At 46.6% G+C, this 26,371-nt stretch carries 23 protein-coding genes and 1 pseudogene; 1 reads left to right on the forward strand and 23 read right to left on the reverse strand.

Annotated features, from left to right (window positions below; genetic code table 11):
• Window positions 1-130: 130 nt before the first annotated feature.
• From K2P83_RS02245 to K2P83_RS02280, 8 genes are all read right to left on the reverse strand, one after another.
• Entirely contained in the window at window positions 131-3,910 is a 3,780-nt protein-coding gene (locus K2P83_RS02245; RefSeq protein WP_292926249.1) for a hypothetical protein, read from the reverse strand.
• A gap of 23 nt (window positions 3,911-3,933) precedes the next feature.
• On the reverse strand, window positions 3,934-4,260 hold the full coding sequence (locus tag K2P83_RS02250; protein WP_292926250.1) for a DUF2442 domain-containing protein: 327 nt from the start codon (window positions 4,258-4,260) through the stop codon (window positions 3,934-3,936).
• A 6-nt stretch (window positions 4,261-4,266) separates the two neighbouring features.
• Window positions 4,267-4,479 carry a type II toxin-antitoxin system RelE/ParE family toxin gene (locus tag K2P83_RS02255; protein WP_292926251.1) on the reverse strand — a complete coding sequence of 71 codons (213 nt, stop codon included), beginning with the start codon at window positions 4,477-4,479 and terminating at the stop codon, window positions 4,267-4,269.
• Window positions 4,473-4,652: a hypothetical protein gene (locus K2P83_RS02260; protein WP_292926252.1), complete on the reverse strand. Its 180-nt coding sequence runs from the start codon at window positions 4,650-4,652 to the stop codon at window positions 4,473-4,475. Before K2P83_RS02260 ends, K2P83_RS02255 begins: the two co-directional genes overlap by 7 nt.
• 45 nt (window positions 4,653-4,697) lie before the next feature.
• The gene (ettA, locus tag K2P83_RS02265; protein WP_292926253.1) at window positions 4,698-6,362 is read right to left on the reverse strand and encodes an energy-dependent translational throttle protein EttA; all 1,665 of its coding nucleotides are present in this window, start codon (window positions 6,360-6,362) and stop codon (window positions 4,698-4,700) included.
• 86 nt (window positions 6,363-6,448) lie between these two features.
• Window positions 6,449-6,670, reverse strand: a complete 222-nt coding sequence (locus K2P83_RS02270) for a DUF2835 domain-containing protein (protein ID WP_292926254.1) — start codon at window positions 6,668-6,670, stop codon at window positions 6,449-6,451.
• 27 nt (window positions 6,671-6,697) lie between these two features.
• Window positions 6,698-7,972, reverse strand: coding sequence for a class I SAM-dependent methyltransferase (locus K2P83_RS02275; protein WP_292926255.1), 1,275 nt, complete (start codon window positions 7,970-7,972; stop codon window positions 6,698-6,700).
• A 231-nt stretch (window positions 7,973-8,203) separates the two neighbouring features.
• Window positions 8,204-8,935, reverse strand: a complete 732-nt coding sequence (locus tag K2P83_RS02280; RefSeq protein ID WP_292926256.1) for a pseudouridine synthase — start codon at window positions 8,933-8,935, stop codon at window positions 8,204-8,206.
• 109 nt (window positions 8,936-9,044) lie between these two features.
• Between K2P83_RS02280 and K2P83_RS02285 the strand changes: the two genes are divergently transcribed.
• The gene (locus K2P83_RS02285; RefSeq protein ID WP_292926257.1) at window positions 9,045-9,497 is read left to right on the forward strand and encodes a rhodanese-like domain-containing protein; all 453 of its coding nucleotides are present in this window, start codon (window positions 9,045-9,047) and stop codon (window positions 9,495-9,497) included.
• A 123-nt stretch (window positions 9,498-9,620) separates the two neighbouring features.
• On the opposite strand, the gene sucD is transcribed toward K2P83_RS02285, so the two are convergent.
• The 15 genes and pseudogenes from sucD to recA form a co-directional block, all read right to left on the reverse strand.
• On the reverse strand, window positions 9,621-10,508 hold the full coding sequence (sucD, locus tag K2P83_RS02290) for a succinate--CoA ligase subunit alpha (RefSeq protein ID WP_292926258.1): 888 nt from the start codon (window positions 10,506-10,508) through the stop codon (window positions 9,621-9,623).
• 9 nt (window positions 10,509-10,517) lie between these two features.
• The gene (locus tag K2P83_RS02295; RefSeq protein WP_292926259.1) at window positions 10,518-11,699 is read right to left on the reverse strand and encodes a malate--CoA ligase subunit beta; all 1,182 of its coding nucleotides are present in this window, start codon (window positions 11,697-11,699) and stop codon (window positions 10,518-10,520) included.
• A 95-nt stretch (window positions 11,700-11,794) separates the two neighbouring features.
• Window positions 11,795-12,745: a CoA ester lyase gene (locus K2P83_RS02300; protein WP_292926260.1), complete on the reverse strand. Its 951-nt coding sequence runs from the start codon at window positions 12,743-12,745 to the stop codon at window positions 11,795-11,797.
• A 271-nt stretch (window positions 12,746-13,016) separates the two neighbouring features.
• A complete protein-coding gene (locus tag K2P83_RS02305; RefSeq protein ID WP_292926261.1) occupies window positions 13,017-13,985 on the reverse strand; it encodes an ADP-ribosylglycohydrolase family protein in 969 nt (322 codons plus the stop codon).
• 21 nt (window positions 13,986-14,006) lie between these two features.
• Window positions 14,007-14,189 carry a Trm112 family protein gene (locus K2P83_RS02310; RefSeq protein ID WP_292926262.1) on the reverse strand — a complete coding sequence of 61 codons (183 nt, stop codon included), beginning with the start codon at window positions 14,187-14,189 and terminating at the stop codon, window positions 14,007-14,009.
• Window positions 14,190-14,225: 36 nt separating this feature from the next.
• Window positions 14,226-15,065, reverse strand: coding sequence for a ParB/RepB/Spo0J family partition protein (locus tag K2P83_RS02315; protein ID WP_292926263.1), 840 nt, complete (start codon window positions 15,063-15,065; stop codon window positions 14,226-14,228).
• Between the two features lie 24 nt (window positions 15,066-15,089).
• Window positions 15,090-15,848 (reverse strand): ParA family protein, encoded by a 759-nt coding sequence (locus K2P83_RS02320; protein WP_292926264.1) that lies wholly within the window; start codon window positions 15,846-15,848, stop codon window positions 15,090-15,092.
• Between the two features lie 48 nt (window positions 15,849-15,896).
• Complete coding sequence (gene rsmG, locus K2P83_RS02325; protein ID WP_292926265.1) at window positions 15,897-16,550, reverse strand: 16S rRNA (guanine(527)-N(7))-methyltransferase RsmG; 654 nt, start codon at window positions 16,548-16,550, stop codon at window positions 15,897-15,899.
• Entirely contained in the window at window positions 16,547-18,439 is a 1,893-nt protein-coding gene (gene mnmG / locus K2P83_RS02330; protein WP_292926266.1) for a tRNA uridine-5-carboxymethylaminomethyl(34) synthesis enzyme MnmG, read from the reverse strand. Before mnmG ends, rsmG begins: the two co-directional genes overlap by 4 nt.
• Before the next feature lie 301 nt (window positions 18,440-18,740).
• On the reverse strand, window positions 18,741-20,540 hold the full coding sequence (locus K2P83_RS02335; protein ID WP_292926267.1) for an EAL domain-containing protein: 1,800 nt from the start codon (window positions 20,538-20,540) through the stop codon (window positions 18,741-18,743).
• A 53-nt stretch (window positions 20,541-20,593) separates the two neighbouring features.
• A pseudogene (locus K2P83_RS02340) lies at window positions 20,594-21,446 on the reverse strand (transposase); the annotation flags it as partial.
• 371 nt (window positions 21,447-21,817) lie between these two features.
• A complete protein-coding gene (alaS, locus tag K2P83_RS02345; RefSeq protein ID WP_292926268.1) occupies window positions 21,818-24,415 on the reverse strand; it encodes an alanine--tRNA ligase in 2,598 nt (865 codons plus the stop codon).
• Window positions 24,412-24,777, reverse strand: coding sequence for a hypothetical protein (locus tag K2P83_RS02350; protein ID WP_292926269.1), 366 nt, complete (start codon window positions 24,775-24,777; stop codon window positions 24,412-24,414). The genes alaS and K2P83_RS02350 overlap by 4 nt, the downstream gene beginning before the upstream one ends.
• The gene (recX, locus tag K2P83_RS02355; protein ID WP_292926270.1) at window positions 24,774-25,232 is read right to left on the reverse strand and encodes a recombination regulator RecX; all 459 of its coding nucleotides are present in this window, start codon (window positions 25,230-25,232) and stop codon (window positions 24,774-24,776) included. Before recX ends, K2P83_RS02350 begins: the two co-directional genes overlap by 4 nt.
• A gap of 5 nt (window positions 25,233-25,237) precedes the next feature.
• Window positions 25,238-26,287: a recombinase RecA gene (recA, locus tag K2P83_RS02360; protein WP_292926271.1), complete on the reverse strand. Its 1,050-nt coding sequence runs from the start codon at window positions 26,285-26,287 to the stop codon at window positions 25,238-25,240.
• Window positions 26,288-26,371: the final 84 nt, after the last annotated feature.

Below are 26,371 nucleotides of genomic sequence, written 5' to 3' on the forward strand. Positions count from 1 at the left end.
ACTAAATCGGAGCGGACGGCTGAATATTCATATTTCATCAATAGAGATCTCATTTATAAGTACAGAATAAAGCACAGTATGATTAATCATGCATAATCAATGCATCACTTAAATCCATACACCTTCACGCTTAAGGCCGATTCCAAGATTCCCTCTCTTCTGCGATGTCTGCCGTTTCGATTTCACGATCCATGCCAACAATTTCATCTTCAATCCAAGACATCACATGCACATCGAAACCTTTACTCAACCATCCACGGAACTGATCACGCCTTGCTCTTAGATGCTGACTCCTTGGTCCACTCCAGCAACCGGAGTGAAAATTACAACTGATCCCACTTATAACTCCATCAAGATTTCGGTAATTCGTAAGTAATGCTCTTGTTAAAGCACCACCAAACTGGTCATCCAGCGAGCTCGGTGCACAGTGCGCAATCATAGAAGCTCGTTCCTCCTGATCTTGTTCGATCCAATTTAGAATTAACTGGAGTGGAAATTCGGCAATTGGTGGTATTACTTTCTTTTCATCAAAACTGCCGAATCCACCTTTCAGCCAATTTAATATATCTACCCGCCATTCTGGAGCAATACTTAGCAGATGAGAAACAACAATCCCCCACGCTTCTGTCGGACTCATACGGCATAGTGATTTGGCCAATGGTTCCACATAACCGTCATAGCTCAATCGGTAGTTGCTGCCCATTTGTTGCAAAAGCACATCAAGCAATGGCAGAGCTTTCGTTGAATCATAAGCTATCAGCTTATTACATACACTATGCCAATGGTAAGTATGCATGGTATCCAATTGCTCTTCAAAGTGAGTCTGTGCTGTTGACACTTTAAAAACAAAATCAGGATTCACAGGCCAAGCATTTTTCTCCAGAACCTGATCCAAAAGATCGACTAGAACATTAGCTGAAGTTTGATCTTCACGTTTAGAAAGCAAGGTAAAAAGACGAACCAATTCATTTTGGGATACCGCCCGCCAGCTCATGCCATAACAAAGGCTGCTAAAAATATTTGATCCTATCCATCCCATTTCAAATGCATTCATGCATGCGATTAACACCTGATTGTCAAAACCGGAATACCAGACAAGATTGGCAACACGATTGGCGGTTTCTTCGTTAACCAGCAATCCAAGCAAAACCTCGCTCCATTTACTTGGATCTCGTTCCTTAAGACCAGCAAGATAGCCTCCAGCACACTGAGAATTTATGGAATCGCTTTTGAATGAAAGTAAAGATATAAGGCGCTTGTTCTCCTTGTCCGCATTACACAAGGCTTGACCAAAAGTAAACAACGCCCCAGTCCTCGCGCTGCTGCTTACAAGTTTCGGTAACAGGCATTCAAATGCATTATCGTATCCAGCTACACGTTCCGCCAACGCTCGCACAAGCTTTTTAGGTCGAGTGTGCTTGCGAAGCTCATCTTCAACGCGATAGTCTTCCCATTCATCCCACGTTGTATCCAGGACATAGCGCTGGAAACGTGATGCCAAGTTACGCCTCGTAAGACGCCCTTCAAGACGTCGCAAGCGAAAATGCATTGATGAATCTTCTTCATCGCGATACCGACGTAACCTATCAATAAAAAAGTAATTTAACTTTTGAATATCAGTAATCAAGTCATTTGCAATTTGCTCAAGTATGGAAAAAACCGCCTCACGATGAGAGGGAATTTTCAATTGCTCACCCGCTGATTTGATGATTGCCGAATTTGCTTCTCTGCGCAAAGCTTCATTCCAATCTCGTGTCTCATTGACCAAACAATCCCAGTAGCACTGAAATTCTTTACACCATTCATCATTAGTCTGGGGGCACCAAAGAACAGCTCTTTCCTTGATTCCTTGGTGCTCAGGGCCAATCATCCGAAAATGCATTCCAGATGTATGCAGCGCTGATTCCGCTACTTTTAGTCCAATACGCTTTAATTCATCATCGTCTGAAGTAAGCATTTCTTTCAAGGCAGGCAGCCGCTCGGTTGGGCTTGCTTCGGTAGCTGCCCATTCTGGACCGATCCGGAATAATGCCAATAAAGTACCTGTTGAATTGTTACTGTTCGTCGCATTCTCTGCAACCGCCAACCGAGCGAGTATTCTGGCCGCACGAACAAATGTTGGTTTCCAAACGGCAATTTTCTCCAGCGTCCAAACGAAGCTTTGACGATTTTGCTCAAAGGAATAAAGTTCTTCCCGCGACCATGTGCCAAAAGTGTGCTCGATCAGCGCAAGAGTCGCTTCTGATTCGGCTTCTGCAAGAGTGGAAAGGAAAGATGTGCCTTTGTCCGAACAGAGAAAGTTACGATTTGCATAAATACCGTTCCGACGAAGAATTTCTCGAACAACTGGTGCAGCACAGGTGTCATGGGCGTAACGGAACATATCCATAAACCAGCCATGCAATGATTCCGGCATGTTCTCAAACGCATTGACGAAATCAAAGCCACGTCCATACCAGTGCCAATATTCGCGCCACAAGTGGATGTGCAGTGCCCAGGGGACTATGAATAAAGTTCGTGATCCTTGAAGAATTCGGCGTTCGCGTAATGACTGAACAATTTCCTGAAATCTGGACCAACTAACTGCCGAATCAGAGTGTGCGACAAGTTCTGAAATATACTTTGCCTCGGCACCCACCGGATCTTCAAAACCAAAACGGGAAAACAAAGCGATGTGCCTCATCACCAATGCAACTTGGCGAGCTTCATCGCTCTGTTGTTTCGCATAACCAAAAAGAAAGCGATCCCAGATAGGTACAGTTGCAGGAGGTTTGAGAATATCATCTGGATTCGCTGCCAGATTCTCGCCAACTGCCTGAGCAACTCGAGGTGAACCTTCGCATATAGCCACCCAACGATCAAGATCCTTGTTTTTTCCAACGCAGTTTTCAAGGATTAATTTAATTGCTGGATCGGGAAGACGGGGGACTGAAACATATTCAATTTCCGAATCGCTACTTCTATTGCGCTCGTGATCAAGACTGATTAACTTCAATGACCCGCAGCGATTCTTTAGATGTCCCCATATTTCTGACATTTCCTGTTCAGAAAGCTCGTCCAGAATCAAAATAAGCGGATATTTTGGGTTTTCACGCAACAATTCGCGAAACAATTTTGTTTGTGAAAACTTGGAACCATGTTGAACGTAAAGAACACTGGGCGCGATTTCTTCCGAGCGCACTGCTTCTAATACTAGGCGAGTTTTCCCAATTCCCGGCTCACCCAATATCCGTATATGCTTTGTTTCTCCCTGCAATTTCTCTCGAAGCGAATTGATAAGCTGGGATTGATCTTCCGAAAGCGCAATTTGATTGCTCATATGTGCATGTTGCGACCACTCGGATACTGACAAGAAATCATCATCGCTGCCTCCCACTAAGGAAAGACGTAACGATGGGTAGCGTTCAAAATACGATGCAATTTGGGATTGCCCGAAAATTTCAATTTGCGCGCTTTTATCGGAAAACCCAGATTTCGCAAAAAGTTCCGAAATTAAGGATTGGCTATCATTTCTTTGCTTAGGTGTCAGGTCAAGGCCAAAACAAACCAATAAATAGTGGCCGTCAAGCTCAAGAGTTCGCCTAACCTCGGATACCAATTCTCCTGATTTGGATAACAATTCTTTTTCCAATGAGCTTCGCTGCCATGGCTTAAATGTTGTACCGGTTTTAAGCTGAAATCCATTTCTACCTACTTTCAAGAAAGTATCTTGAGGCAAGCTATGAGCTGATTCTACTTGGGCATCAATTCCACCATCAGAGACATTAAGGTTTGCTGAAATAGTTACAGCATCAGGCCGTAAGCCAGCATACCTTGCTTCGCAATGAAGTAATTCTCGAAACTTTGCAATAGCGGCTTCAGCACTGAGATTTCCTGTTAAATTTGGATTAAACGGCCCAGCTATACTCATATAGTTTTTAATCCGTATATAAACTAAGCCAAAGCACACCAAATTTTATTTTTTCCAATCTCCTCATGCATCCACACAGGATCAAGATCCGCGCCATTCGGCCAAGTGAGTGCGCCCAATTCTATTCGGACCTGAGTGAATAATTGTTTATCTTTCAGTGCGGCGAATATACCCGCCTGTTCACCGGAGATTAACTGCGTCATATCAACGGTACCGGTGGTGCCATCGTTGCAAGTCACGGAAAGGCAATAATTGGGCAGTACAGTCATTGAACGAATACGCCATGGTGCAACTGCTATTCCTTCGATGAAATCTTGTTTAAAAATTGTGTCAAGTGATTGCCTGGTCATCGTGTATCAAGATTCTCTTGGAATATTTTCATCTTTCAGGTTTCTTCTCTGGTGCACTACAGCGAGTACAAAAATTACTTCGTCTTTTATCTCATAGATGATGCGATAGGAATACAGGAACAGCTCTCTCACATCTTCTTCATTGAGCTCCGGAACGACTCTTCCCATTTTTGGTAACCCGTTTAATTCATCGACTGCCTGCTGCGCCCAGATTACCACGCATCAATTTCCCGTTTAAGTTGTTCGCTTGTCAGCGTTTCAGCTTGTGCGACGGCTTCTTGACCTTTTTTAATCTTATCCAGTACATAAAGCCGGTACATGATTTCATCCATGTCAGCATCCTCAGGCAACTGATTAATGACTTTCAGTACCTCCTGTTTTATTGCCAGCATATCGTTCACCTCCCTTGATAAAAGAACTCAGCAATTTGATACCCGTTACCTACTAATCGGCTTATACCGTATCCGCTTCGGTTTCGCGCCTTCTTCGCCCAGGCGTTTTTTCTTGTCGGCTTCGTATTCTTGATAGTTACCGTTGAAGAAGGTCCATTGCGATTCGCCTTCCGCGGCGAGGATGTGCGTGGCGATGCGGTCGAGGAACCAGCGATCGTGCGAGATGACCAGTACGCAACCGGCAAATTCCAGCAACGCATCTTCCAGTGCGCGGAGCGTTTCCACGTCGAGGTCGTTGGAAGGTTCGTCCAGCAGCAGCACGTTGCCGCCGGAAATCAGTGTTTGCGCCAGGTGCAAGCGGCCGCGTTCGCCGCCGGACAGTTGACCGATGATTTTTTGCTGATCGCCGCCTTTGAAGTTAAATCGTCCCAAGTAAGCACGTGCTGGCGTCGTGTATTTGCCTACGACCAGGAGGTCATTGCCGCCGGAAATGGCATCGAACACGGTCTTGTCGTTTTGCAGCGAGTCGCGCGCTTGATCGACGTGCGCTATCTGGACCGTGTGACCGATTTTCACTTCGCCGGAATCCGGTTGTTCCTTGCCGGTAATCAGTTTGAACAGGGTGGATTTACCCGCGCCGTTCGGGCCGATGATACCGACGATGGCACCCGGCGGCACGATGAAGCTGAGATTGTCGATTAGCAAGCGGTCGCCAAATGATTTCGAGACACCGTTAAACTCAATCACTTCATTACCCAGGCGCTCGCCGACGGGGATGAAAATTTCCTGGGTTTCATTGCGTTTCTGATATTCCTGCGAGTTGAGTTCTTCAAAGCGGGCGAGTCGTGCTTTGGATTTCGCTTGGCGTCCTTTCGGATTTTGCCGCACCCACTCCAGCTCTTTCTTCATCGATTTCATATGTTCATCGATCTGTTTGTTTTCCTGTTCCAGCCGGGCTTCTTTCTGCTCCAGCCAGTTGGAATAATTTCCTTTCCACGGGATGCCGTGACCGCGGTCGAGTTCCAGTATCCATTCAGCCGCGTTGTCGAGGAAGTAGCGGTCGTGGGTCACCGCCACCACGGTACCGGGGAAGCGCACCAGGAATTGCTCCAGCCATTCCACCGATTCGGCATCCAGATGGTTGGTCGGCTCGTCCAGTAACAACATATCCGGTTTTTCCAGTAACAGCTTGCACAGCGCAACGCGGCGTTTTTCACCGCCGGAAAGATTTTTGATCACCGCATCCCACGGCGGTAAACGCAATGCATCGGCGGCTATTTCCATTTGGTTTGAGGTATCGCTGCCGGCAGTTGCCAGAATGGCCTCCAGCCGCGCTTGTTCGGTCGCCAATGCGTCAAAGTCGGCACCTTCTTCGGCGTAAGCGGCGTACACTTCGTCCAGTTTTTTCTGTGCCTGCATCACCTCGCCCAAGGATTCTTCCACCTCCTGGCGCACGGTTGACTCGGGATTCAGTTGCGGTTCTTGCGGGAGATAACCGATGCGGATGTTGGGCAGACGCTGCACCTCACCGTCAAATTCCTTATCCACACCAGCCATGATGCGCAGCACGGTGGACTTACCGGAGCCATTCAATCCGAGCAAACCGATTTTTGCACCGGGGAAAAAGCTGAGCGAAATATCTTTGATAATTTGACGCTTGGGAGGAACCATTTTGCTCACGCGGAGCATAGACATTACATATTGGGCCATGGGTTTAATCTTTGTTTGATAGGTAAAAATTGATAGATAGAGAGTTTAACGCACGTCTTCCGGCAATGAAAGCCAATCCGCGTAGATTAGGGTTTATCATTGATGCGGGTGATGGATACAAATTTATGGTTTTCATCAAAAACCAATTCAAACTTGCCATACACGCCATGACTTTGCACCACTGAACGCAAGATATTTGCGGGAAAGCGGAGGATGCGCCCATCGGTTGTTTTCGCTACGACGACGTCGACTTCGCCTTCGTAATAATACAACAGTTGGTGCGAAGGGATTTTAAGGACAACGTGCAAACGCTGATACATGGGAGAACATACGATTTATGGCCGTTGAAGATAGATGCAGCCCATGGGATAAAGATCTTCAAAAATGGATCGCAATTCCAATCGGATTTTTTGCTCACTGGCACCGCATTTCATTTTTACTTTGCGAATAATACTGCTAATGGGCGTTTTTCCATCCATATAGCGGAAGCAAGCTTTATTGATTTTATTGCCCATTAACTGAAAAACTGTTTTTTCATTGTTAATCGTAAAAGTAATGCTAAGCGTTTCCTCTGGTTTTATCGCGTCATGGATGGCCATATTTTGATTCGCAAGCTCGTGCTCAAGAATAATCGCATTGTCTTCATCGTCTATGGAAGCCGTACAAGACGCTTGTCGAGAAAGGTAAAACTGATGCTTGATATGATTGGAAAACAGTTTTTCTGCAAGGGATTGCTGTTCTTGGATATTTTTTTCACGCCATAACGATCGAATACTTTGATCGGCGACCAGATGAGCCGGATCGTAAAATCGTTTATTTGGCCCAAGAAAGGTCACCAGCTTTAATTCTGCCGCTGCGGCAAGTGCATAGACTTCATTGACGTTATAACACCGGTCAACGCTATGCAGCAGCAAATCATACAAGCCTGAATCTCCGTATCCGCTGGCAGTAATCTCATTCGCCCATTTTTCCAAATCTTTGATAAAGGCATGATCGATAGGCAAAGCGCCGATAATGCGGCGCGCTAGGATCACTTTTTCCGGAATGCTCACGTGTTGCGGAATCATTTCGCGAAATAAAGTCTGCAGTAAATAAATGGAGTGCCTGCCGTACTCGGCATACAACATCAGATAAATAGCACCATCGTCCTTCAGCGCACTTACGAGCGAGCGCGCGCCTTCCAGAGGATCATCTAAATGATGCAAAACTCCCGAGCAGTTAATGTAATCAAACTGTCCAATGTCCAGTTCCGGGATGGATAATAAGGATTCGGTTAGCCAGGTAATATTGTTCAATCCGCGAGCTGCGGCACGCTGTTCGGCAATGCTGCGCGATGCCGCAGACATATCCAGATAAACGATTTCCGCCGAAGTCTCGCGCAGTTGTTCAGCCAGGTTAATGACACTGTCTCCTGTTCCGCCGCCGGCGACCAGGCAACGGAAATCCTGGTTAAAATTTCGTTGCCCCCTGAAACAGCAATGATTCAACTCACTCAGTGTATCGCCCACGGTGCGCAACAATCGGACTTTCTCATCTTCCGGGTTTCTGGGAGGGTACGGCAATGCCTCATACTGCTGCTTTACCGAGGAAATCATTTTTGATTCGTCCATCGCCTATCCTCGCAAGAAAAAAATTAATGAGATTCTTAGCCCGGATATTGCATGAATTGCACACGCCCTCACTTGTCTCTTGATTCCACAAGGGATTTGTCTCAGTCAGGTGTATAAATAACTACACCGTTTCTTCGAAAAATCCCTTGTGAAACCAATATCATGCGTGATCATCGTGCGAATTCATGCAATATCCGGGTTAGAAATTACGGTAAAGGCTAAAATACCATACTAAAAATTCTCACCATCTTGCAAATAACGCCACTTTCCTTCCGGTAAATCCCGCAATCCAATGTTGCCGATACGCACCCGTTTCAAGCCGATTACTTTTAGATTCACCAGCTCGCACATGCGGCGGATCTGGCGTTTTTTGCCTTCCTGCAGGATAAAGCGCAATTGATTTTGATTTTGCCAGCTTACTTGCGCCGGTTTTAACGCCTTGCCGTCCAGACTTAGCCCATGATTCAGCAACGCCAGCTTATCTTTCGGCAAAGCGCCTTCGACTCGCACCAGATATTCTTTTTCAATTTCAGAGTCCGCACCGATCAATTGTTTCGCAATACGGCCATCCTGCGTCAGGATCAGCAAGCCTTGGGAATCAATATCCAGCCGCCCGGCTGGCGCCAGATTTTTCAAATGCGCAGGTTGAAAGCGCTTGGTGGATTGCGGATTGATAAACTGATTTTCCGGTTTGATCAACACAACTGCGGGGCGGTAGCCCGGTTCTGGCTGTCCCGAAACATAACCGATGGGCTTGTTGAGTATTAGCGTAACCAAGCTGGTCTGCTGCGATTGTGCCGCTCTGTTCAGTTTGATTTTCTGCGTGGGATAAATTTTTGTTCCCAGCTCAGAAATCTGTATGCCATCGACAAACACCCAGCCCAGCTCGATATAGCGATCCGCTTCCCGGCGCGAGCATATGCCTTGTTCAGACATTAGTTTAGATAAACGAATTTTTTCCATGAAGCAGCTATAATATTGGGAAATACAAAGAATAAGTGCGAGGTTGGCATTACGCCTATTATAAAGGGAATCAACAGATCATTTTTATTAACATCACCAGGATCATTTTATGGAAACTACCGCAGCTATACTGGAAAAGGCGCAACAACGCGCCGAAGAAATGGAGCTTCCCTACAAGGGTGCATTGCTTCCCATTGAAGCGTATCGCGTCTTACAAGAATCTGCCCAGGCGCAATTAGTAGATGTACGATCCCGTGCTGAACTGGATTGGGTCGGGCGCATTCCCGGTGCAACGGAAATCGAGTTGCGTTCATATCCCGGTATGCAACCCAATCCCGGTTTCCTCGATCAAGTGGCGGGGCAGGTCGATAAAAAACTACCTGTGTTGTTCATCTGTCGCAGCGGATCACGCTCGAACCAAGCCGCTATAATGGCCAGTCAGACCGGTTTTACTGATTGTTACAATATTTTAGAAGGCTTTGAGGGAGATAAAGATGAAAACGGCCAGCGGGGTAAAATTTCCGGCTGGAAGGCGGACGGACTGCCGTGGGTACAGAGTTAAAGATGTTTTGAGCGATTTTTTAGTGCGAATTGTACTACAAATGCTTTTTACCACAGATACCGATTGAGCAAGAAAAAACCCGGAAACACCAGCTCCCGGGTTTTTATTTTAACTACAAAATGATTACATCTTAGCCAATACTTCCGCCACTGTCTGACCCATCAACGACGGTGTCGGGCAAATAGTGACGCCGAGTTCTTTCAATATCGCAACCTTTTCAGCCGCACTTTCCCCCACGGAAGAAATGATGGCACCGGCATGTCCCATGCGCCGTCCTTCCGGAGCAGTCAGGCCGGCGATATAAGCCACCAACGGCTTGGTCATATTTTCTTTGGCGAACCTACCGGCTTCCACTTCCTGCGGACCGCCGATTTCGCCGATCATCAGCGCTACCTTGGTTTCAGGGTCCTGCTCCAATCTTTCCAGAATGTCACGGTGTGAGCTACCGGTGATTGGATCGCCGCCAATGCCCACAGAGGTTGAAATCCCGATTCCCAGCAAGCGCATTTGATCGGCGGCTTCATACCCCAGTGTGCCGGAACGGCCAACCACACCGACATTTCCACGGATATAAATATGCCCGGGCATGATTCCCAGCATGGCACGGCCTGGGCTGATGGTGCCGGCACAATTCGGACCTGCCAGCAGCATGCGTTCTTCCTTGGGGAAACGACGCAGGAAATTCTTCACCGTCATCATGTCTTGCGTCGGAATGCCATCGGTGATGGATACGCAATATTTGATACCGGCATCGGCGGCTTCCATGATGGAATCTGCAGCAAATGCGGGCGGCACAAAAACAATGCTGGCTTCTGCACCGACTTGATCGACTGCTTCTTTGACCGTATTGAATACCGGCAATCCCAGGTGGGTTTGTCCACCTTTACCAGGAGTGACGCCACCCACCACATTGGAACCATAGTCAATCATTTCCTGTGCATGGAAGGTGCCGATTTTTCCGGTAAAACCTTGAACAATAATTCGTGTATTTTCGTTGATTAAAATCGCCATTTTATACTCCTAGGCTTTTTTTGCGACGACTTCGTTACGTGCGCGTACGACTTTCTCCGCGGCATCTGCTAACGTATCGGCTGTGATAATCGGCAAGCCGCTATCCGCAATAATGCGGCGGCCTTCTTCTACATTGGTTCCCGACAGACGAACCACCAACGGTATTTTCATATCGATGTTTTTGACCGCATGTACAACCCCTTCTGCGATCCAATCACAGCGGTTGATACCGGCAAAAATGTTCACCAGCATCGCTTTAACACCGGCATCTGCCAACACCAAACGAAAAGCTTTTTCTGTACGCTCGGCTGACGCGCCACCACCGACGTCAAGAAAGTTGGCAGGCTCGCCGCCAGCCAGTTTAATCATATCCATGGTCGCCATCGCCAGACCTGCGCCATTAATCATACAGCCGATATCCCCATCCAGGCCGACATAGCTCAAGCCTGCTTCCGCGGCAGCGACTTCACGATTGTCTACTTGCGTGTTGTCACGCAACTCTGCAATCTTGTGGCGGCGGAACAATGCGTTCTCGTCAAAAGCCATTTTTGCATCGAGTGCAACGATTTCGTTGTTGGTGGTCAACACCAATGGATTGATTTCCAGAACGTTGGCATCCAGATCGCGCAAGGCGCGGTAGCAGCCTTTGATCGTTTTAACCGCGTGATTCAGTTGCGCACTGTCGATATTCAAGGCAAAAGCCATTTTTCTCGCCTGGAAATCCTGCAACCCGACTGCCGGTTCGATATAAATCTTGAGGATCGCTTCCGGATTGGTTTCAGCCAGTTTCTCAATTTCCATGCCGCCTTGCGCTGAACCGACCATGATGACGCGCTCGCTGCTGCGATCAATCATGAATGACAGATACATTTCTTTGGCGATACTGGTTCCTGCTTCAATATATAGCCTGGAACAGATTTTTCCGGCAGGTCCGGTTTGATGTGTCACCAGATTCTTTCCCAGCAATGCTTCGGCAGCTTGTTCCACTTCAGCATGTGTTCTGCAAACCTTGATTCCGCCCGCTTTACCGCGCGCTCCGGAATGAATCTGTGCTTTGACAACCCATACGTCGCCATCAATTTCTCTGGCGCGTTGTACGGCTTCCACTACGCTATAGGCTAAACCGCCTTCAGCAATTTTGACGCCGTATTCAGCCAAAATTTCCTTTGCTTGATATTCGTGAATATTCACTTCAATTTCCTCAATAATCGCATTAAATTCAATTCGATAATTTTATATTGTCTCAATACACCGAGCCATAAAGATTAAGGCCGCTCAGTGCGGCCTTATCCATTTTTTGCTGCAATCGCTTCAGCGACTTTCACCACATTATTGGCCATTCTTTCAGAGGCGGCGTCGATTAAGCGACCATCCAGCGCAGCAGCACCCTTACCTTGCGCTGCAGCTTCTTTGAGTGCAGCCAGAATTCGTTTTGCTTTTTCAATTTCTCGGGCTGGCGGTGTAAATACGTCATTCGCCAATTCGATCTGCGTGGGATGAATCGCCCACTTTCCTTCACAGCCCAATGCGGCCGCACGCTTGGCAGCCAATACGTAGCCATCCGGATCCTTGATATCGCCAAAAGGACCATCGATAGGACGTAAGCCATAGGCACGGCACGCCACGATCATGCGACTGATGGCAAAATGCCATTGATCGCCAGGATAATCCGGATTCAGACCGCCGATATTGGTGGTTCTGGCCCGGTTACTGGCGGCATAATCGGCCACGCCAAAGTGCAATGCTTCCAGCCGTCCTAACGTGCCATTACGCGCTATATCTTCCACATTGGCCATCCCCAGCGCTGTTTCGATCAATGCTTCCAGGCCGATTCTGTTTTTCAGGCCTTGCTGCATTTCGAGCTGGGTAACCATGGCTTGAACCATATAAATATCTGCATAAACCCCGGCTTTAGGGATTAACAGCGTATCAATCTTATGCCCGGCCTGCTCCACCAGATCAACGACATCCCGCACCATATACTGGGTATCCAAGCCATTAATGCGCACTGAAACCGTGATGCCATGACCTTTCCAATCCAGATCGTTGAGCGCCTGGATGACATTCTTACGTGCTTGTACTTTGTCATCGGGCGCTACGGCATCTTCCAAATCGAGGAAAACAAAGTCTACGCCGCTATTGAGTGCTTTCTCAAACATCCCCGGATTGGAACCTGGAACGGCTAATTCACAGCGTTGTACCCGCTGAATAGTGGTTTCGTATAGCGTGTGACTCATTTTTTCTCCAGAATTAATAAATATTTATAGTAATGAAAAGGCCAATAGACGAACATGCCGGATGCGCTATTTGTTTTTTAGTGTCATCTCACCTGATCTGCTTATGTAGCAGGCATGGAATTAAGGCATTCTTTAGTTCTTGATTTTGCAACGCAGGTAATCTTGTTGACGTGAATGGTTAGAATGATTGGTTAATTTTGGTTCGTCTTTTAAAGACTGACTAATTATTCAGTAAATTATATCCATTCTCCGAGAATTTATCCACTGACTCTCAGAGTTGCGCGCAAGCATGCGCCGCGACGGATAGCTTTTGGTAGCGTGCAGCCCACTCAAACGGAATAACGGAGTGCTGTTCACTGTGCTGCGCTGTATACGCCGCCATGATGGCGCCGAGCATGATGGCACGGCCACAGCTGTCGCCGCCGATGCGGATATTTTCTTCGATGGCAGCACGATAATCAGGTGCATATTGAGCAATGTGCGCAATCACTGGTAACCCCTCCAGAACGTGACAGGCTGAACCAAAGCGTTTTGCCACTGCAACACTATCGAGTTGGCGGGTTTGCAAAGCTTCTTCAAGCAAGGGTATCAATTTCTCTCCAGCGTGCGGTAGCACGCCTGTAAGTGCTTGGGTGATGGATTTGCCGTTCAATACTTCCAGCAAAACGCAACCCGCATACTGCGCGGCTGCAACCGCTGTGTCATTATGATTGGTCAGTCGCACGACCTGCTCAATTTTAGCTTTCAGCGCTGCTTGCGACCCGGTATGCGTAGCTACTACCACCGGTATTGCTGCCAATGCGGCAAACTGATCGTCATCAGCGCCGGAATTTTCCGGGAATTCTTCAGGTTTAAGGGGTAATAGTGTTTGTAGGGTTTGGCGTGTGGGTGAATCGACATAACCGATATAAGCGCCGCCCGGACCAAAATGACTGCGGTATTCCGTCTGGTACGCAACGCGATCAAATTGGCCATGCTGCGCAAAATGTCGCAACATCAGCAGGCATATCTCACCATACCCGGATGAATCACCCGCTGATTTATTGCCATGCGCAAAATATCCGCTAGTACCGGCAAAATCATTGGCATCGGGCTGCAAAAAAACCAATCCTTTAATTTTTTCGATCTGTGCAATACGCTCGGAATCATAAAGCCAATGCAAACCCAATGCCGCAGAATCTGCAATCAATGCGCCTAAAATAGCCGCCACACGGGGCTCAAGCCGAATACTAGAATTCATCGTATTTTATAAAATTGGGATTTATTTAATTTCAACTTCGTCCGGTATCCTGCGCGCTTCTTCTGCCAGCATGATTGGAATACCGTCTTTGATCGCAAATGCAAGCCGATCAGGCTTGCAGATCAGTTCCTTGTCATCTTTTTTGTAGATCAGCGGCCCTTTACACAGGGGACATACCAAAATATCCAGCAATCTTGCATCCATAATTTTCCTTGTTCACACTAATGTTGATGGACTATTTTATAACTTACTCAGAATATCATCCAATTGATCCAAGCTGGTATAGTGAATGACAATATTGCCTTGACCATTCTTCTTCGGCTTAATCGCCACCTGCGCACCAAGACGCTCGGAAACATCTTCCTGTAATCGCAACAGATCTCTATTGGGTTTTTTTATCTGTTTAAGTGCAGGATGTTCTATCTGATTGACGATCTTTTCCGTTTCGCGCACGGAAAGCTGTTTTTGCACGATCACATTGGCAATTTTAATTTGTTGCACAGGCGATAATGACAATAACGCACGTCCATGTCCCATATCAATTTTACCCTGCATCATCAATTCCTGTACCGGTGCAGACAAATTGAGCAAACGCAACAGGTTGGAAATCGTGCTGCGTGAATTGCCTAGTGCTTCACCGGCGGTTTGATGCGTCATACCAAATTCATTAATCAAACGCTGAATGCCCATGGCTTCTTCCAATGGATTAAGATTTTCACGTTGTATATTTTCAATCAATGACATGGCGAGCGCGGATTCATCAGAAACTTTTCGTATCAGCGCCGGCACTTCGGTCAATCCAGCCAACTGGGCTGCGCGCCATCTTCGTTCGCCCGCGATAATTTCGTATTGATCCGCATTGATGGGCCGCACCAGAATCGGCTGCATGACACCTTGCGCTTTGATCGATTCAGCTAGCTCTGCCAAAGCCACCTGATCCATATTGGTTCTGGGTTGGTATTTACCGGGCTGAAGCTTGTCTATTTCAAGGCTTTGCAGTGATTCTTCCGCAAAATCGGCATTTCCATTGCCCGACAATAAGGCATCCAAACCTCTTCCCAATCCTTTTTGTTTTGTCATTTTACCGATTCCTTAATTTTGCAATCATGCGCCAAGTATTTCTTTAGCAAGTTCAAGATAAGCCAGGGCGCCTTTTGATTGTGCATCGTGATACAAAACGGGCAAGCCAAAACCGGGCGCTTCGGCCAGGCGGATATTGCGCGGGATCACGGTACGATAAACTTTATCGCCAAAGTGTTTTTGTAATTGGTCAGAAACCTGCTGTGCCAATATATTGCGCGGATCAAACATGGTTCGTAGGAGACCTTCAATCTGTAATGTCGGGTTAAAATTATTACGCACGCGCTTAATGGTATTGACCAAATCACTGAGTCCTTCCAGCGCATAATATTCGCACTGCATCGGGATCATCACCGCCTGTGCCGCGCATAAGCCATTGAGTGTCAACAAGTTTAAAGCAGGAGGGCAATCGATCAGAATATAATCATAGTCGTGTTCGATGGCTTCGAGTGCCGTTTTCAGCCGCGCTTCCCGCTGGGGCAAATCAACCATTTCAACTTCTGCGCCCGCCAAATCGCGGTTGGCTGGAATCAAGTCATATTTACCTTGCGTGCCGGTAATGCGTGCCGCTTGTATCGCCGCATCACCGAGCAAAACATGATAAACCGTGATCTTCACCGTTTGTTTGTTGGTGCCGCTGCCCATTGTGGCGTTGGCTTGCGGATCGAGATCAACCAATAGAATACGTTTACCCGAAGCAGCCAAGCTGGCGGCCAGATTAACACTGGTCGTGGTTTTTCCTACACCACCTTTTTGATTGGTAATGGCGAGAATTTTCGTCACGGGTTTAGCTCCTGCATTCATTAGGTTGAATCAAAGCTGCCAAGTGTTCTAATCCGGAATTATTGTTTTTCTAATGATAATCAATTGCCTGTCTGCATTGAGTCCCGGGACAACCAGCGATACGCTTTTTTCAATACGAAAAGGGGCGTGGATTTGCTTCAGTTCACTGTCTGCACAATTTGCTTTCATCGCGACCCAGCGGCAATTGTCATTTTTTTCCGCAGCCAATTGCCGGGTTAAATCAATAAATTCACCCAGCTCGGAAAATGCACGCGTAATAATGGTATTCACTTTTTTATCCGAATGAATAGCTTCGATGCGTTGCCCGATAACTTCAACATTCTGCAATGCCAATTCAATCTTAACCTGCTGCAAAAAAGATGCTTTCTTTTGATTGCTTTCAACCAACGATACCTGCCAATCCGGTCTTGCCAGTGCAATCGGTATGCCCGGCAAACCGGCACCGCTGCCGACATCAATGATTTGCGGGCCATTGATATGAGGCAACACAGCCAGGCTATCCATCACATGCTGATACAGCATGTCTTGCAGATTCCGGATAGCGGTTAAATTATGTATTTTGTTCCATTTCTCGATCAGCAATAAATACCGTTCGATCAGTCCGGGAAGCAGCTTTTCCTGAGCTGCAAAATCATAACCCAGCGCCCGTAAACTTTGCGTAATTTGCTGTAACAAACTCATGCGCTCTGCTTCTTGTCTCCAAATCCACGCTTTAAATGCACCAGTAACAATGAGATCGCGGCCGGTGTCACACCGGAAATTCGCGAAGCCTGGCCCATGGTTTCCGGCTTATGCTGATTCAATTTTTGTTGTACTTCATTGGAAAGACCATTAACCGCCTTATAGTCAATATCTTTTGGCAGTAAAGTATTCTCATATTGCGCCTGACGCGACACTTCTTCCTGCTGCCGCTGGATATAACCGTGATACTTAGTCTGTATTTCAACTTGCTCAGCCACTTGCACATTGTCTACCGGTTCGCCCGCGCCAGGTAGCGTCATCAACGTTGCATAGGTCACATCAGGGCGTTTTAACAGTTCCATCAGCGTATATTCCCGCTCTATTCCTTTTCCTAGAACGCGCATGGCCTCATCATCCGGCAACGTGCCGGGCAGCAAACGTACCGAATTAAGCCTTTGCTGCTCCTTCTCAATTGCTTCCTGCTTATCAGTAAAGGCAGCCCAGCGCTGATCATCGATCAAGCCAAGCTTTCTGCCCATTCCAGTCAAGCGCAAATCGGCATTGTCTTCGCGGAGTTGCAAACGATACTCCGCACGGCTGGTAAACATCCGGTAAGGCTCCGTCACGCCGGAAGTTATTAGATCATCGACCAGAACGCCTAAGTAGGCTTCATTGCGCTGTGGTAGCCACGATTCTTTTCCCTGAATTTTCAGTGCGGCATTAATGCCGGCCAATAAGCCTTGGGCAGCGGCTTCTTCGTATCCGGTTGTGCCGTTGATTTGTCCGGCAAAGAACAGGTTCTCGATGGTTTTTGTCTCCAGCGAACGCTTCAGATTGCGCGGATCAAAATAATCATATTCGATCGCATAGCCCGGCCGCGTGATATGCGCATTTTCCAACCCAGATATCGAATGAATCAGCTCAATCTGTACTTCAAACGGCAGACTGGTTGATATGCCGTTGGGGTATATTTCATGGGTACCCAGACCCTCCGGCTCGAGAAATATCTGGTGCGATCCCCGGGCGGAAAAACGCACCACTTTATCTTCGATTGAAGGGCAATAACGGGGTCCTATCCCTTCAATTTTTCCAGTGTACATCGGTGAATCCACCAGACCGCCGCGAATGATATCGTGCGTGATCGCATTGGTATGGGTAATCCAACACGATATCTGCGGTGGATGCTTAATGCCGGAATCGATCAATGAGAACACCGGTATCGGCTGATCACCGGGTTGCTCCAAAAGTTTTGTATAATCCATGCTGCGGCCGTCGATGCGCGGCGGTGTGCCAGTCTTCAATCGTCCGGCTGGAAATTCCATTTCGCGCAGTCTTTGCGCGAGCATCACGGAAGGCGGATCACCGGCTCGGCCTGCTTTGAAATTGGTTTTGCCGATATGTGCCATTCCCGCCAGGAATGTGCCGACGGTCAATATCACCGCGCGTGCGTAAATTCTGATATTAAGTTGTGTGATAACACCAATCACTTGATCTTTTTCAATAATCAGATCATCCACCGCCTGTTGCATGACATGAAGATTAGATTGATTCTCGATACGCTTACGGATTGCTTGCCGGTAAAGCACTCGATCTGCTTGGGCTCTTGTGGCCCTGACGGCAGGACCTTTGCTTGAATTGAGGATGCGGAACTGAATTCCGGCTTCATCAGCGGCCATCCCCATCGCACCACCCAAAGCATCAATTTCCTTGACCAGATGACTTTTTCCTATGCCACCGATAGATGGGTTGCACGACATCTGGCCTATTGTTTCGATATTGTGCGTCAGCAACAATGTTTTGTGCCCCATGCGTGCAGCCGCCAATGCCGCTTCAGTTCCGGCATGACCGCCACCAACAACGATAATCTCAAAATCTGTGTGATTGCTCATAGTGCCAAAGCCTGCGATTGTTAGAGTTACTAAATTTCTTGGTGATGCGAGAGGGTTTTATCAGAGATGTTTCACGTGAAACCTTTTTGCTGCATTCGCTGAAAAGGCGTGATTTCCAGGGTGCGATTATAGGTGTAGCTGATAAATGAACGCAAGTTTATGTTTTGTGGTTGCACAAATTTTTTGATCAGTTACCAAAAACAATCCTAGGTAAATCATCTGAACCGGAAAACAAGAAGTAAGCAAAGGTAGCTCTGTACTTACAAATCCAATAAAGTGAGAAGGTTTTTATTTCGACTACTTAATAAAATTTTATGAACAACTCGGATGGCATCGGTTTTCCAAAGTGGTAGCCTTGCAATTGATCGCAACCAAATTCTTCTAGCAACTCAACTGCACCGGCTGTTTCTACTCCTTCCGCAATAACTTTTAAGCCAAGGTTATGCGCCAGATCAATCGTCGAGCGCACAATAACTTTGTCATTTTCATTGGTAACCATATGCGTAATGAATGATTGATCAATTTTGATCTTATCTAAATGCAGCATACGCAGATAGGATAAATTAGAATAGCCAGTGCCGAAATCATCGATAGAAAATTTTATACCCAATTGTTTTAGTCGAGAAAGTACTTTCCGCATGGTCTCGGTATCGTGAATGAGTATCGACTCAGTCAGTTCAATTTCTAATAGACTGGGATCTAATTGATGCCGTTCAAGCGCTGTTGAGACTAGCTCGATAATATTTCCTCGCTTGAATTGCGATGCGGATATATTGACGGCAACCACTAAGGGCGTCCCCGCATCTTGCCAGATTTTAGCCTGATGACAAGCTGCATTAACAACCCATGCGTCGACCTCAAGGATGATCCCAGAATTCTCAGCCACAGGAATAAATTTTCCTGGAGGAATAAAACCATCCGGTGTTTCCCAACGTATCAGAGCCTCACAGGCGATGATTTTCCTAGTTATCGTATCAACTTGTGATTGGTAATAAAGTTTGAATTGATTGAATCCAAGGGCCTGGCGAATGTGATTCAGTATATGTAATCGTTCTTTAGAGCTGGCTGCCATCTCTTCATTAAAAAATTGGTAACCATTCCCACCCGAATCTTTGGCATGATACATCGCCGTATCTGCATATTGCAGAAGCTGGCTAAGGTCATTGCCGTCTTTTGGAAATAGTACAATGCCTAAGCTTGCGGTTATTTTGACACTATCGCCATCAATCAAAAAGGGTTTATTAAGTATTTCAAGAATCTTTTGAGCAACAATAGTCACATCTTTCGCTTCGTGAATGTCCGGCAGGAGAATAATAAATTGATCACCACCCTGGCGACTGATGGTATCCACATCGCGGACACAGGTTTTAAGCCGGGCAACGACTGCTTTGAGCAGGAAATCTCCCGCGTGGTGGCCAAAAGAATCGTTGACTACCTTAAAGTGATCCAGATTGAGGGATATCAAACCGACCGAGACGTCTTCTCGCTTAACCGATGCAATCGCTAACTTAAAACGCTCAATCAGTAGAATACGGTTAGGTAATTCGGTCAGAATATCGTGGTGCGCAAGGAATTCAATCCGCTGCTGAGATGCTTTAACCGACTGAATATGCTCTTGACGTTCAATCTCCATACCAATGCGCTGACCAAATATTCTAAGTATTTCTATATCCTCTTCAGTGTACTCACGGGGTCTATCGTCAAGGAGACAAGTTACCGCTTTGACTTTTCCATCGTTCCCCAAGCAAGGAAAACCGCAATAGGAATGGGCATTGTGTTGCTGAAGGAATAGTGCATCGGGAAACCGCTCTTTAACGTGATCGTATATCCTCACATCTTGGGTCATTTCTACTGTTGCGCACGGTGTAATGGCGAGATTGCACGAACCTCCATCGGTGAAAATCTGGCCCTCATGGTAGATCGCCAGAAGATCGAGCTGATCACCGTTTATTTTTGAAAGGCATACAATTTTTAGTTCGAAGAGCTCACCAATAATTTTTGCAATATGCTTGAATACTTCAACGGAATCACCCGAAATAGTCATGCTCAATTCATAGAGTTTTTTTAACCTAACTAATTCATTGGATAAATCTTTTTGCATAGCAAGCTTGCTTTCTCAGCAGATTCTAGTTTGGATTATAACAATTAATGGGTCTATGTGAAATACCGTGGGTAAGAGAAAGTCAATCTTCCGCACAAGAAATAGATCATGTTGATGTAGTTCTTGGTGTTTCTAAAACCGCTAGGACGTCGTTTGGTCGGTAGGGTTTTGCTGTTGATGCTCTCCAATATTGCGTTGGAAATGTTCGATTCGACGAAGTGAATAATCCCTGACCGATGTGTACTGAGTGTATTGGTAAGCTTCTGAAAGGCTCAGATTTTTGCCTTCCAAACCTGAGCGCACCAGTCGTTCAGAAAGGTATCCGCCGCAGGCTTGCCTGACATCGTCCATAAATCGTTGAATAACGACTTCAATCGATAAGCTACGCCCAGTGTGGGATACAGCGTAATCATTTCTTCAAGCACCTGTCTTTTCTTGTCGGACAGAGCCGCTTTATTTTTTAGAAACGTGTACTTGTGATTCTTTAGCGCAGCATGCTCCTTGCGCTCATCAATACGCACCTTGTTCATGTCATCTAAGAGCAGTTTGACAACATGAAAATGATCAAAAGTGATTGATGCTTTGGGAAATGATTCGCTCGCTCCGGCAATCAATGCAAGGGGATAAGCCCATACTGAGTTGTTCGATTTGCTCCGGTGACACGCCTTTCTTTATCAAATGCCAGGCGACGCTCTGCATACATAGCTTGCCCTTGCCCTTGCCCTTGCCCTCGGTGTCATGAATGACGCCTGCTGTGCCAATCCAGTGATTAAAGATTGTCCAGATGCGCTGTGGATGAACGCCGAGTATTTGAGCTACGCGGGTCACGGGCATTTCACGCTTAATCAATGCCAAGGCAAATGCTTCGAATAGAAGCGTGAAGCAACTTTGCGCCCGTGTCCACGGCGCTTGTAATCCCAATGCCGAACCAAATAGCGCATCGCTGTTTATATCGAGATCTCTAGTTTATCCACTCAAAGTCACATAGACCTCAAATTTATTACCGTGAGCATCTGTCGATCAATGATACTCAAAGAAGTACAAGTCTTTTACGGAATACGATAAAGAAGTGGCTGAAAACACCCAGAAGTAGTGCTTTAAGTATCAAAGAGCAAAACAGAAAGTTTCCGAATATATCGAAGTCTTTCATAACTGGCAGAAAAACAAGAAAGATTGGGATATTTATCACCAGCAGAATTCATACAACAATACTATGCAAATCCACTCGCTACCTAATCAAAAGGACTCCATATTTTAACAACACACCTCTGTTGCATTTATTTTATTAATTTCTTTCTCACCCAATTCATCACGCTATCAAGCGCTGCAGGGAGTTGATCCAGTTGTGTACCCCCAGCTTGCGCCATATCCGGCCGACCACCGCCTTTGCCACCGACTTGTTGTGCAACAAAATTCACCAGCTCGCCCGCTTTGATCTGCCCGGTCAGGTCAGCACTCACACCAGCAATCAGCGTTATTTTCCCGTCTTCAGCGGTACTCAGTACGATGGCACAGGTTTTCAGTTTATCTTTAAGCTGATCCAGCGTTTCACGCAAGGTTTTAGCATCGGCATTCTCCAGATTGGCGGCCAAAACTTTGATGCCTTTTATATCCTGTGCTTGCACAGCCAGATCATCGCCTTGTGAGCTCGCAAGTTTGGTTTTTAACCGCGTCAGTTCTTTTTCGGTTTGCCGCACATTGTCGATGATTTGGGCGATTTTTTGTGTGACTTCCTGAGGGTTGGTTTTTAAGCTTTGCGCGATTTCCAGCAATTGTGCTTCGCGTTGCTGCACATATTCAACGGCTGCTTTTCCGGTGACTGCTTCAACACGCCGGATGCCTGCGGCCACACCCGATTCTATTACAATTTTAAAGAAACCGATTTGTCCGATTTGCGCTACGTGCGTCCCGCCACATAATTCCGTAGAAAATTCACCCATACCAATGACGCGTACGACATCCGAATATTTCTCGCCAAACAGCGCCATAGCACCACGTTTGATCGCATCATCGTATTTCATGGTTTCAGATGCAACGACCCAGTTGTGTCGGATCTGTTCGTTGACCAGGCGCTCTGTTTCGCGTAACTCATCTACTGTCAGAGGCGCATTATGGGAAAAGTCGAAACGTGCACGATTGGCATCCACTAATGAGCCTTTCTGCGTTACATGAGTGCCCAGCACCTTGCGTAGCGCAGCATGCAATAGATGCGTGGCAGAATGATTGTTGGCAGTGCTGGTGCGGGTTAACGGATTAACCTTTGCCAGCACACTATCTTTGATCACCAACCGTCCACTGCGCAATAAGCCTTTGTGACCAAACACGCCGGCTTGTATTTTCTGGGTATCCGCTACGGCAAAGGTGCCATTGGCTGCCAGTAACTCGCCACTATCGCCGACTTGTCCGCCGGATTCCGCGTAAAAGGGTGACTGATCCAGAACAACTAAAGCCTCGTCACCAGCTTCGATAAAATCTACCGCGCTGCCCTGTTTATAAATGGCCAGAACTTGTCCTTCATGCTGCAGGGAATCATAGCCATAGAAAGTGGTTTGACTGCCATTGTATTCAATACCCTCTTGCATGGTGAACTTGTTAGCTGCACGCGCCTGTTCACGCTGACGCGCCATAGCCTGCTCAAATCCAGCATGATCGATGGTAATGCCGCGCTCACGGCCTATGTCGGCAGTCAAATCCAGCGGAAAACCAAACGTATCGTAGAGCCGGAATGCTGTTTCGCCATCGAGTATTTTTATTTTACGGCTCAATGCTTCTTCCAAAACTTGCATGCCGTGTTCCAATGTTTCAGCAAAACGTTCTTCTTCTTGTCGTAATACGGCTGCGACACGTGCCTTTGCTGCAACTAATTCCGGATAGGCTTGGCCCATGACTTTACTTAAATCTTCTACCAGTTCATAGAAGAAAGGCTGTTTCTGTCCCAATTGATAGCCATGGCGAATGGCGCGACGGATGATGCGCCTTAATACATACCCACGACCTTCACTGCCTGGAATGACGCCATCAGTAATCAGAAATGAACAGGCGCGGATGTGATCGGAAATGACTTTTAATGAGTTATCGGCAAGATCTTTCGTGTGGGTAGCACGCGCGGCAGCTTGAATTAAACTTTGGAATAAATCAATTTCGTAGTTACTGTGAACCTGCTGCATGACTGCAGAAATTCGTTCCAAACCCATGCCGGTATCCACTGATGGTTTGGGCAGCGGGTGGAGTGTGCCCGCGCTGTCACGGTTATACTGCATAAACACCAGATTCCAGATTTCAATGTAACGATCACCATCGGCATCGGCAGAACCAGGCGGTCCGCCTTTCACCTCTGGGCCATGATCATAAAAAATCTCGGAGCAAGGACCGCAGGGACCGGTATCGCCCATTTGCCAGAAATTATCCATGGTAGCAATGCGCACAACTCGGGACGGATCGACACCGATTTCATTCAACCAAATATCTGCAGCTTCATCGTCCTCTGCATACACGGTTACCCATAGTTTTTCGCGTGGGATTTTGAGTGAAACGGTGAGAAATTCCCAGGCAAAATGAATGGCATTGCGCTTAAAATAGTCGCCAAAACTAAAATTGCCCAGCATTTCAAAGAATGTATGATGTCGTGCGGTATAGCCAACATTTTCCAGGTCGTTATGTTTTCCGCCCGCTCGGACACAGCGTTGCGAACTGACTGCGCGGACATAAGGCCGTTTATCCTGACCTAGGAACACATCTTTGAATTGCACCATACCCGCGTTGGTAAACAAAAGAGTCGGATCATTACCCGGCACTAAGGTGCTGGATGCGACGATGGTGTGGCCGTGAGATTCAAAAAATTCGAGAAATTTTTGTCGTATTTCGCTGCTTTTCATATTCTTTGCTGTTGCTCGTATCGTTTCAATTCGGTTACTGTCAAGCCCACCGCTTCGCCTTTGACGATTGCCAGACTTTGGACTCTAACCCGAATAGTAATTTCTTCATTCATCTTGGGTAAATTGAATTCTGTCAGAACTGTAATTTCCCCGCTTTTATCTTCCAGCACATAGGATTTCAGATTGACCAGCGGCAGGCGTGTGGGGTTTTTTGCAATGCCTTTCAGCTTAACTTCTTTGCCGTCAAAATTCACTGGCGATGTATTGATATCGTTAATGGATACTATTTCATCAGCACTGGCATGATTACCTAGCAATACGATCGCCAGTATGAGCGTCATCTGCACAAGCAGCTTTTTCATGAATTCTCCTCTTCAGCTTGCGATAAAACTTGTTGTATTATTTCCATTGAGAAGCCTCTACTCATCATGAAACGCATTTGCTTACCCCGTTCTTCTCTTGTATTGGGTAATTGGTCAAATTTCTTTTGCCAGATTTTAAACGCTGCATCCAATTCAGTTTCTTTAAGCGTTGGCAAAATATTGTCAACTAACTGCTCGTCAATGCCTTTTTCTTTCAACTCATAAATGATACGTTGGCTACCAAACCGCGATCTGCGTGTGCGTATAACTTGTTCAACCACTCGTTCAGCCGATAACAAACCGTTTTGCTCCAGCTTATCTAATACGTTGGATATAGCTTCCGGTGTGGAAAATCGCGCGTGAGAAGAAAGTTTCTGTTCGAGCTCTAAACGAGAATGCTCTCGTTGTGCCAGATAACGTAACGCACGCAATTCTAGAGAAGACCGAGTATTCACACAGTTTATTTCTCTTTATCTGTTTTTTCTTTTTCGATTTTCTCTTTTACAGGTCTCGCCTGATCCACAATGCCTACAATCGACCGAATCTTCTGTTCAATTTCATGGGCTATCTCTTTATGATCCTTCAGATACTCACGCACATTGTCTTTACCTTGGCCGATTTTTTCACCTTTGTAGGCATACCAAGCACCCGCTTTGTCGATGAGTTTATGCAATACACCTAATTCGATAATTTCACTATCACGGGAAATACCTTCACCATACAGAATATCAAAATCGGCCTGTTTGAACGGCGGCGCTACTTTATTTTTGACTACTTTTACGCGCGTTTCATTGCCAATGACCTCTTCACCTTTTTTGATCGATCCGGTACGGCGAATATCAAGGCGGACTGACGCATAAAATTTTAATGCATTGCCACCCGTCGTTGTTTCGGGATTGCCGAACATGACGCCGATTTTCATGCGAATTTGGTTAATGAAAATAACCATGGTATTGCTGCGTTTGATATTTGCGGTCAGTTTGCGTAACGCTTGTGACATTAATCGTGCCTGCAATCCCATCTGAGGATCGCCCATGTCGCCTTCTATTTCTGCACGTGGCGTGAGTGCTGCGACTGAATCCACTACAACAATATCAACCGACCCCGAACGCACCAGCATGTCAGCTATTTCTAGTGCTTGCTCTCCATTGTCGGGCTGAGAAATCAACAGTTCTTTAACATTGACACCAATTTTCTGCGCATATTGTGGATCCAATGCATGTTCTGCATCAATAAACGCTGCGGTACCGCCAATTTTTTGCATTTCTGCAATGACTTGCAATGTCAGCGTAGTTTTACCCGAGGATTCAGGTCCATAAATTTCAATGACCCGGCCGCGTGGCAATCCCCCCACGCCCAGTGCAATATCAAGTCCCAACGAACCGGTAGAAACAACCTGTATATCATAGGCGACATCGTTTGCGCCCAGTCGCATGATTGAGCCTTTACCAAACTGCTTCTCGATTTGAGCTAGCGCAGCATCAAGCGCTTTACTTCTATTTTCGTCCATGATTTTTCCTGTTAAGAGTCAATCAAATTATCGCATAAGCTGCACTGGTTCAACGTAACTTGTTACAAAGATGTTCAGCTCCGC

Origin of the sequence: Nitrosomonas sp. (genome assembly GCF_019752415.1) — a bacterium.
Taxonomy (GTDB): Bacteria; Pseudomonadota; Gammaproteobacteria; order Burkholderiales; family Nitrosomonadaceae; genus Nitrosomonas.

What these genes read in the sequence shown, in the direction of transcription:
- K2P83_RS02310 (WP_292926262.1), bottom strand. Translation starts at nt 14,189, where the DNA reads ATGGATGCAAGATTGCTGGATATTTTGGTATGTCCCCTGTGTAAAGGG.
- K2P83_RS02245 (WP_292926249.1), bottom strand. Translation starts at nt 3,910, where the DNA reads ATGAGTATAGCTGGGCCGTTTAATCCAAATTTAACAGGAAATCTCAGT.
- mnmG (WP_292926266.1), bottom strand. Translation starts at nt 18,439, where the DNA reads ATGAGCAATCACACAGATTTTGAGATTATCGTTGTTGGTGGCGGTCAT.
- alaS (WP_292926268.1), bottom strand. Translation starts at nt 24,415, where the DNA reads ATGAAAAGCAGCGAAATACGACAAAAATTTCTCGAATTTTTTGAATCT.
- K2P83_RS02285 (WP_292926257.1), top strand. Translation starts at nt 9,045, where the DNA reads ATGGAAACTACCGCAGCTATACTGGAAAAGGCGCAACAACGCGCCGAA.
- K2P83_RS02280 (WP_292926256.1), bottom strand. Translation starts at nt 8,935, where the DNA reads ATGGAAAAAATTCGTTTATCTAAACTAATGTCTGAACAAGGCATATGC.
- K2P83_RS02305 (WP_292926261.1), bottom strand. Translation starts at nt 13,985, where the DNA reads ATGAATTCTAGTATTCGGCTTGAGCCCCGTGTGGCGGCTATTTTAGGC.
- K2P83_RS02260 (WP_292926252.1), bottom strand. Translation starts at nt 4,652, where the DNA reads ATGCTGGCAATAAAACAGGAGGTACTGAAAGTCATTAATCAGTTGCCT.
- K2P83_RS02250 (WP_292926250.1), bottom strand. Translation starts at nt 4,260, where the DNA reads ATGACCAGGCAATCACTTGACACAATTTTTAAACAAGATTTCATCGAA.
- ettA (WP_292926253.1), bottom strand. Translation starts at nt 6,362, where the DNA reads ATGGCCCAATATGTAATGTCTATGCTCCGCGTGAGCAAAATGGTTCCT.
- K2P83_RS02300 (WP_292926260.1), bottom strand. Translation starts at nt 12,745, where the DNA reads ATGAGTCACACGCTATACGAAACCACTATTCAGCGGGTACAACGCTGT.
- rsmG (WP_292926265.1), bottom strand. Translation starts at nt 16,550, where the DNA reads ATGAGTTTGTTACAGCAAATTACGCAAAGTTTACGGGCGCTGGGTTAT.
- sucD (WP_292926258.1), bottom strand. Translation starts at nt 10,508, where the DNA reads ATGGCGATTTTAATCAACGAAAATACACGAATTATTGTTCAAGGTTTT.
- recA (WP_292926271.1), bottom strand. Translation starts at nt 26,287, where the DNA reads ATGGACGAAAATAGAAGTAAAGCGCTTGATGCTGCGCTAGCTCAAATC.
- K2P83_RS02335 (WP_292926267.1), bottom strand. Translation starts at nt 20,540, where the DNA reads ATGCAAAAAGATTTATCCAATGAATTAGTTAGGTTAAAAAAACTCTAT.
- K2P83_RS02350 (WP_292926269.1), bottom strand. Translation starts at nt 24,777, where the DNA reads ATGAAAAAGCTGCTTGTGCAGATGACGCTCATACTGGCGATCGTATTG.
- K2P83_RS02275 (WP_292926255.1), bottom strand. Translation starts at nt 7,972, where the DNA reads ATGGACGAATCAAAAATGATTTCCTCGGTAAAGCAGCAGTATGAGGCA.
- K2P83_RS02315 (WP_292926263.1), bottom strand. Translation starts at nt 15,065, where the DNA reads ATGACAAAACAAAAAGGATTGGGAAGAGGTTTGGATGCCTTATTGTCG.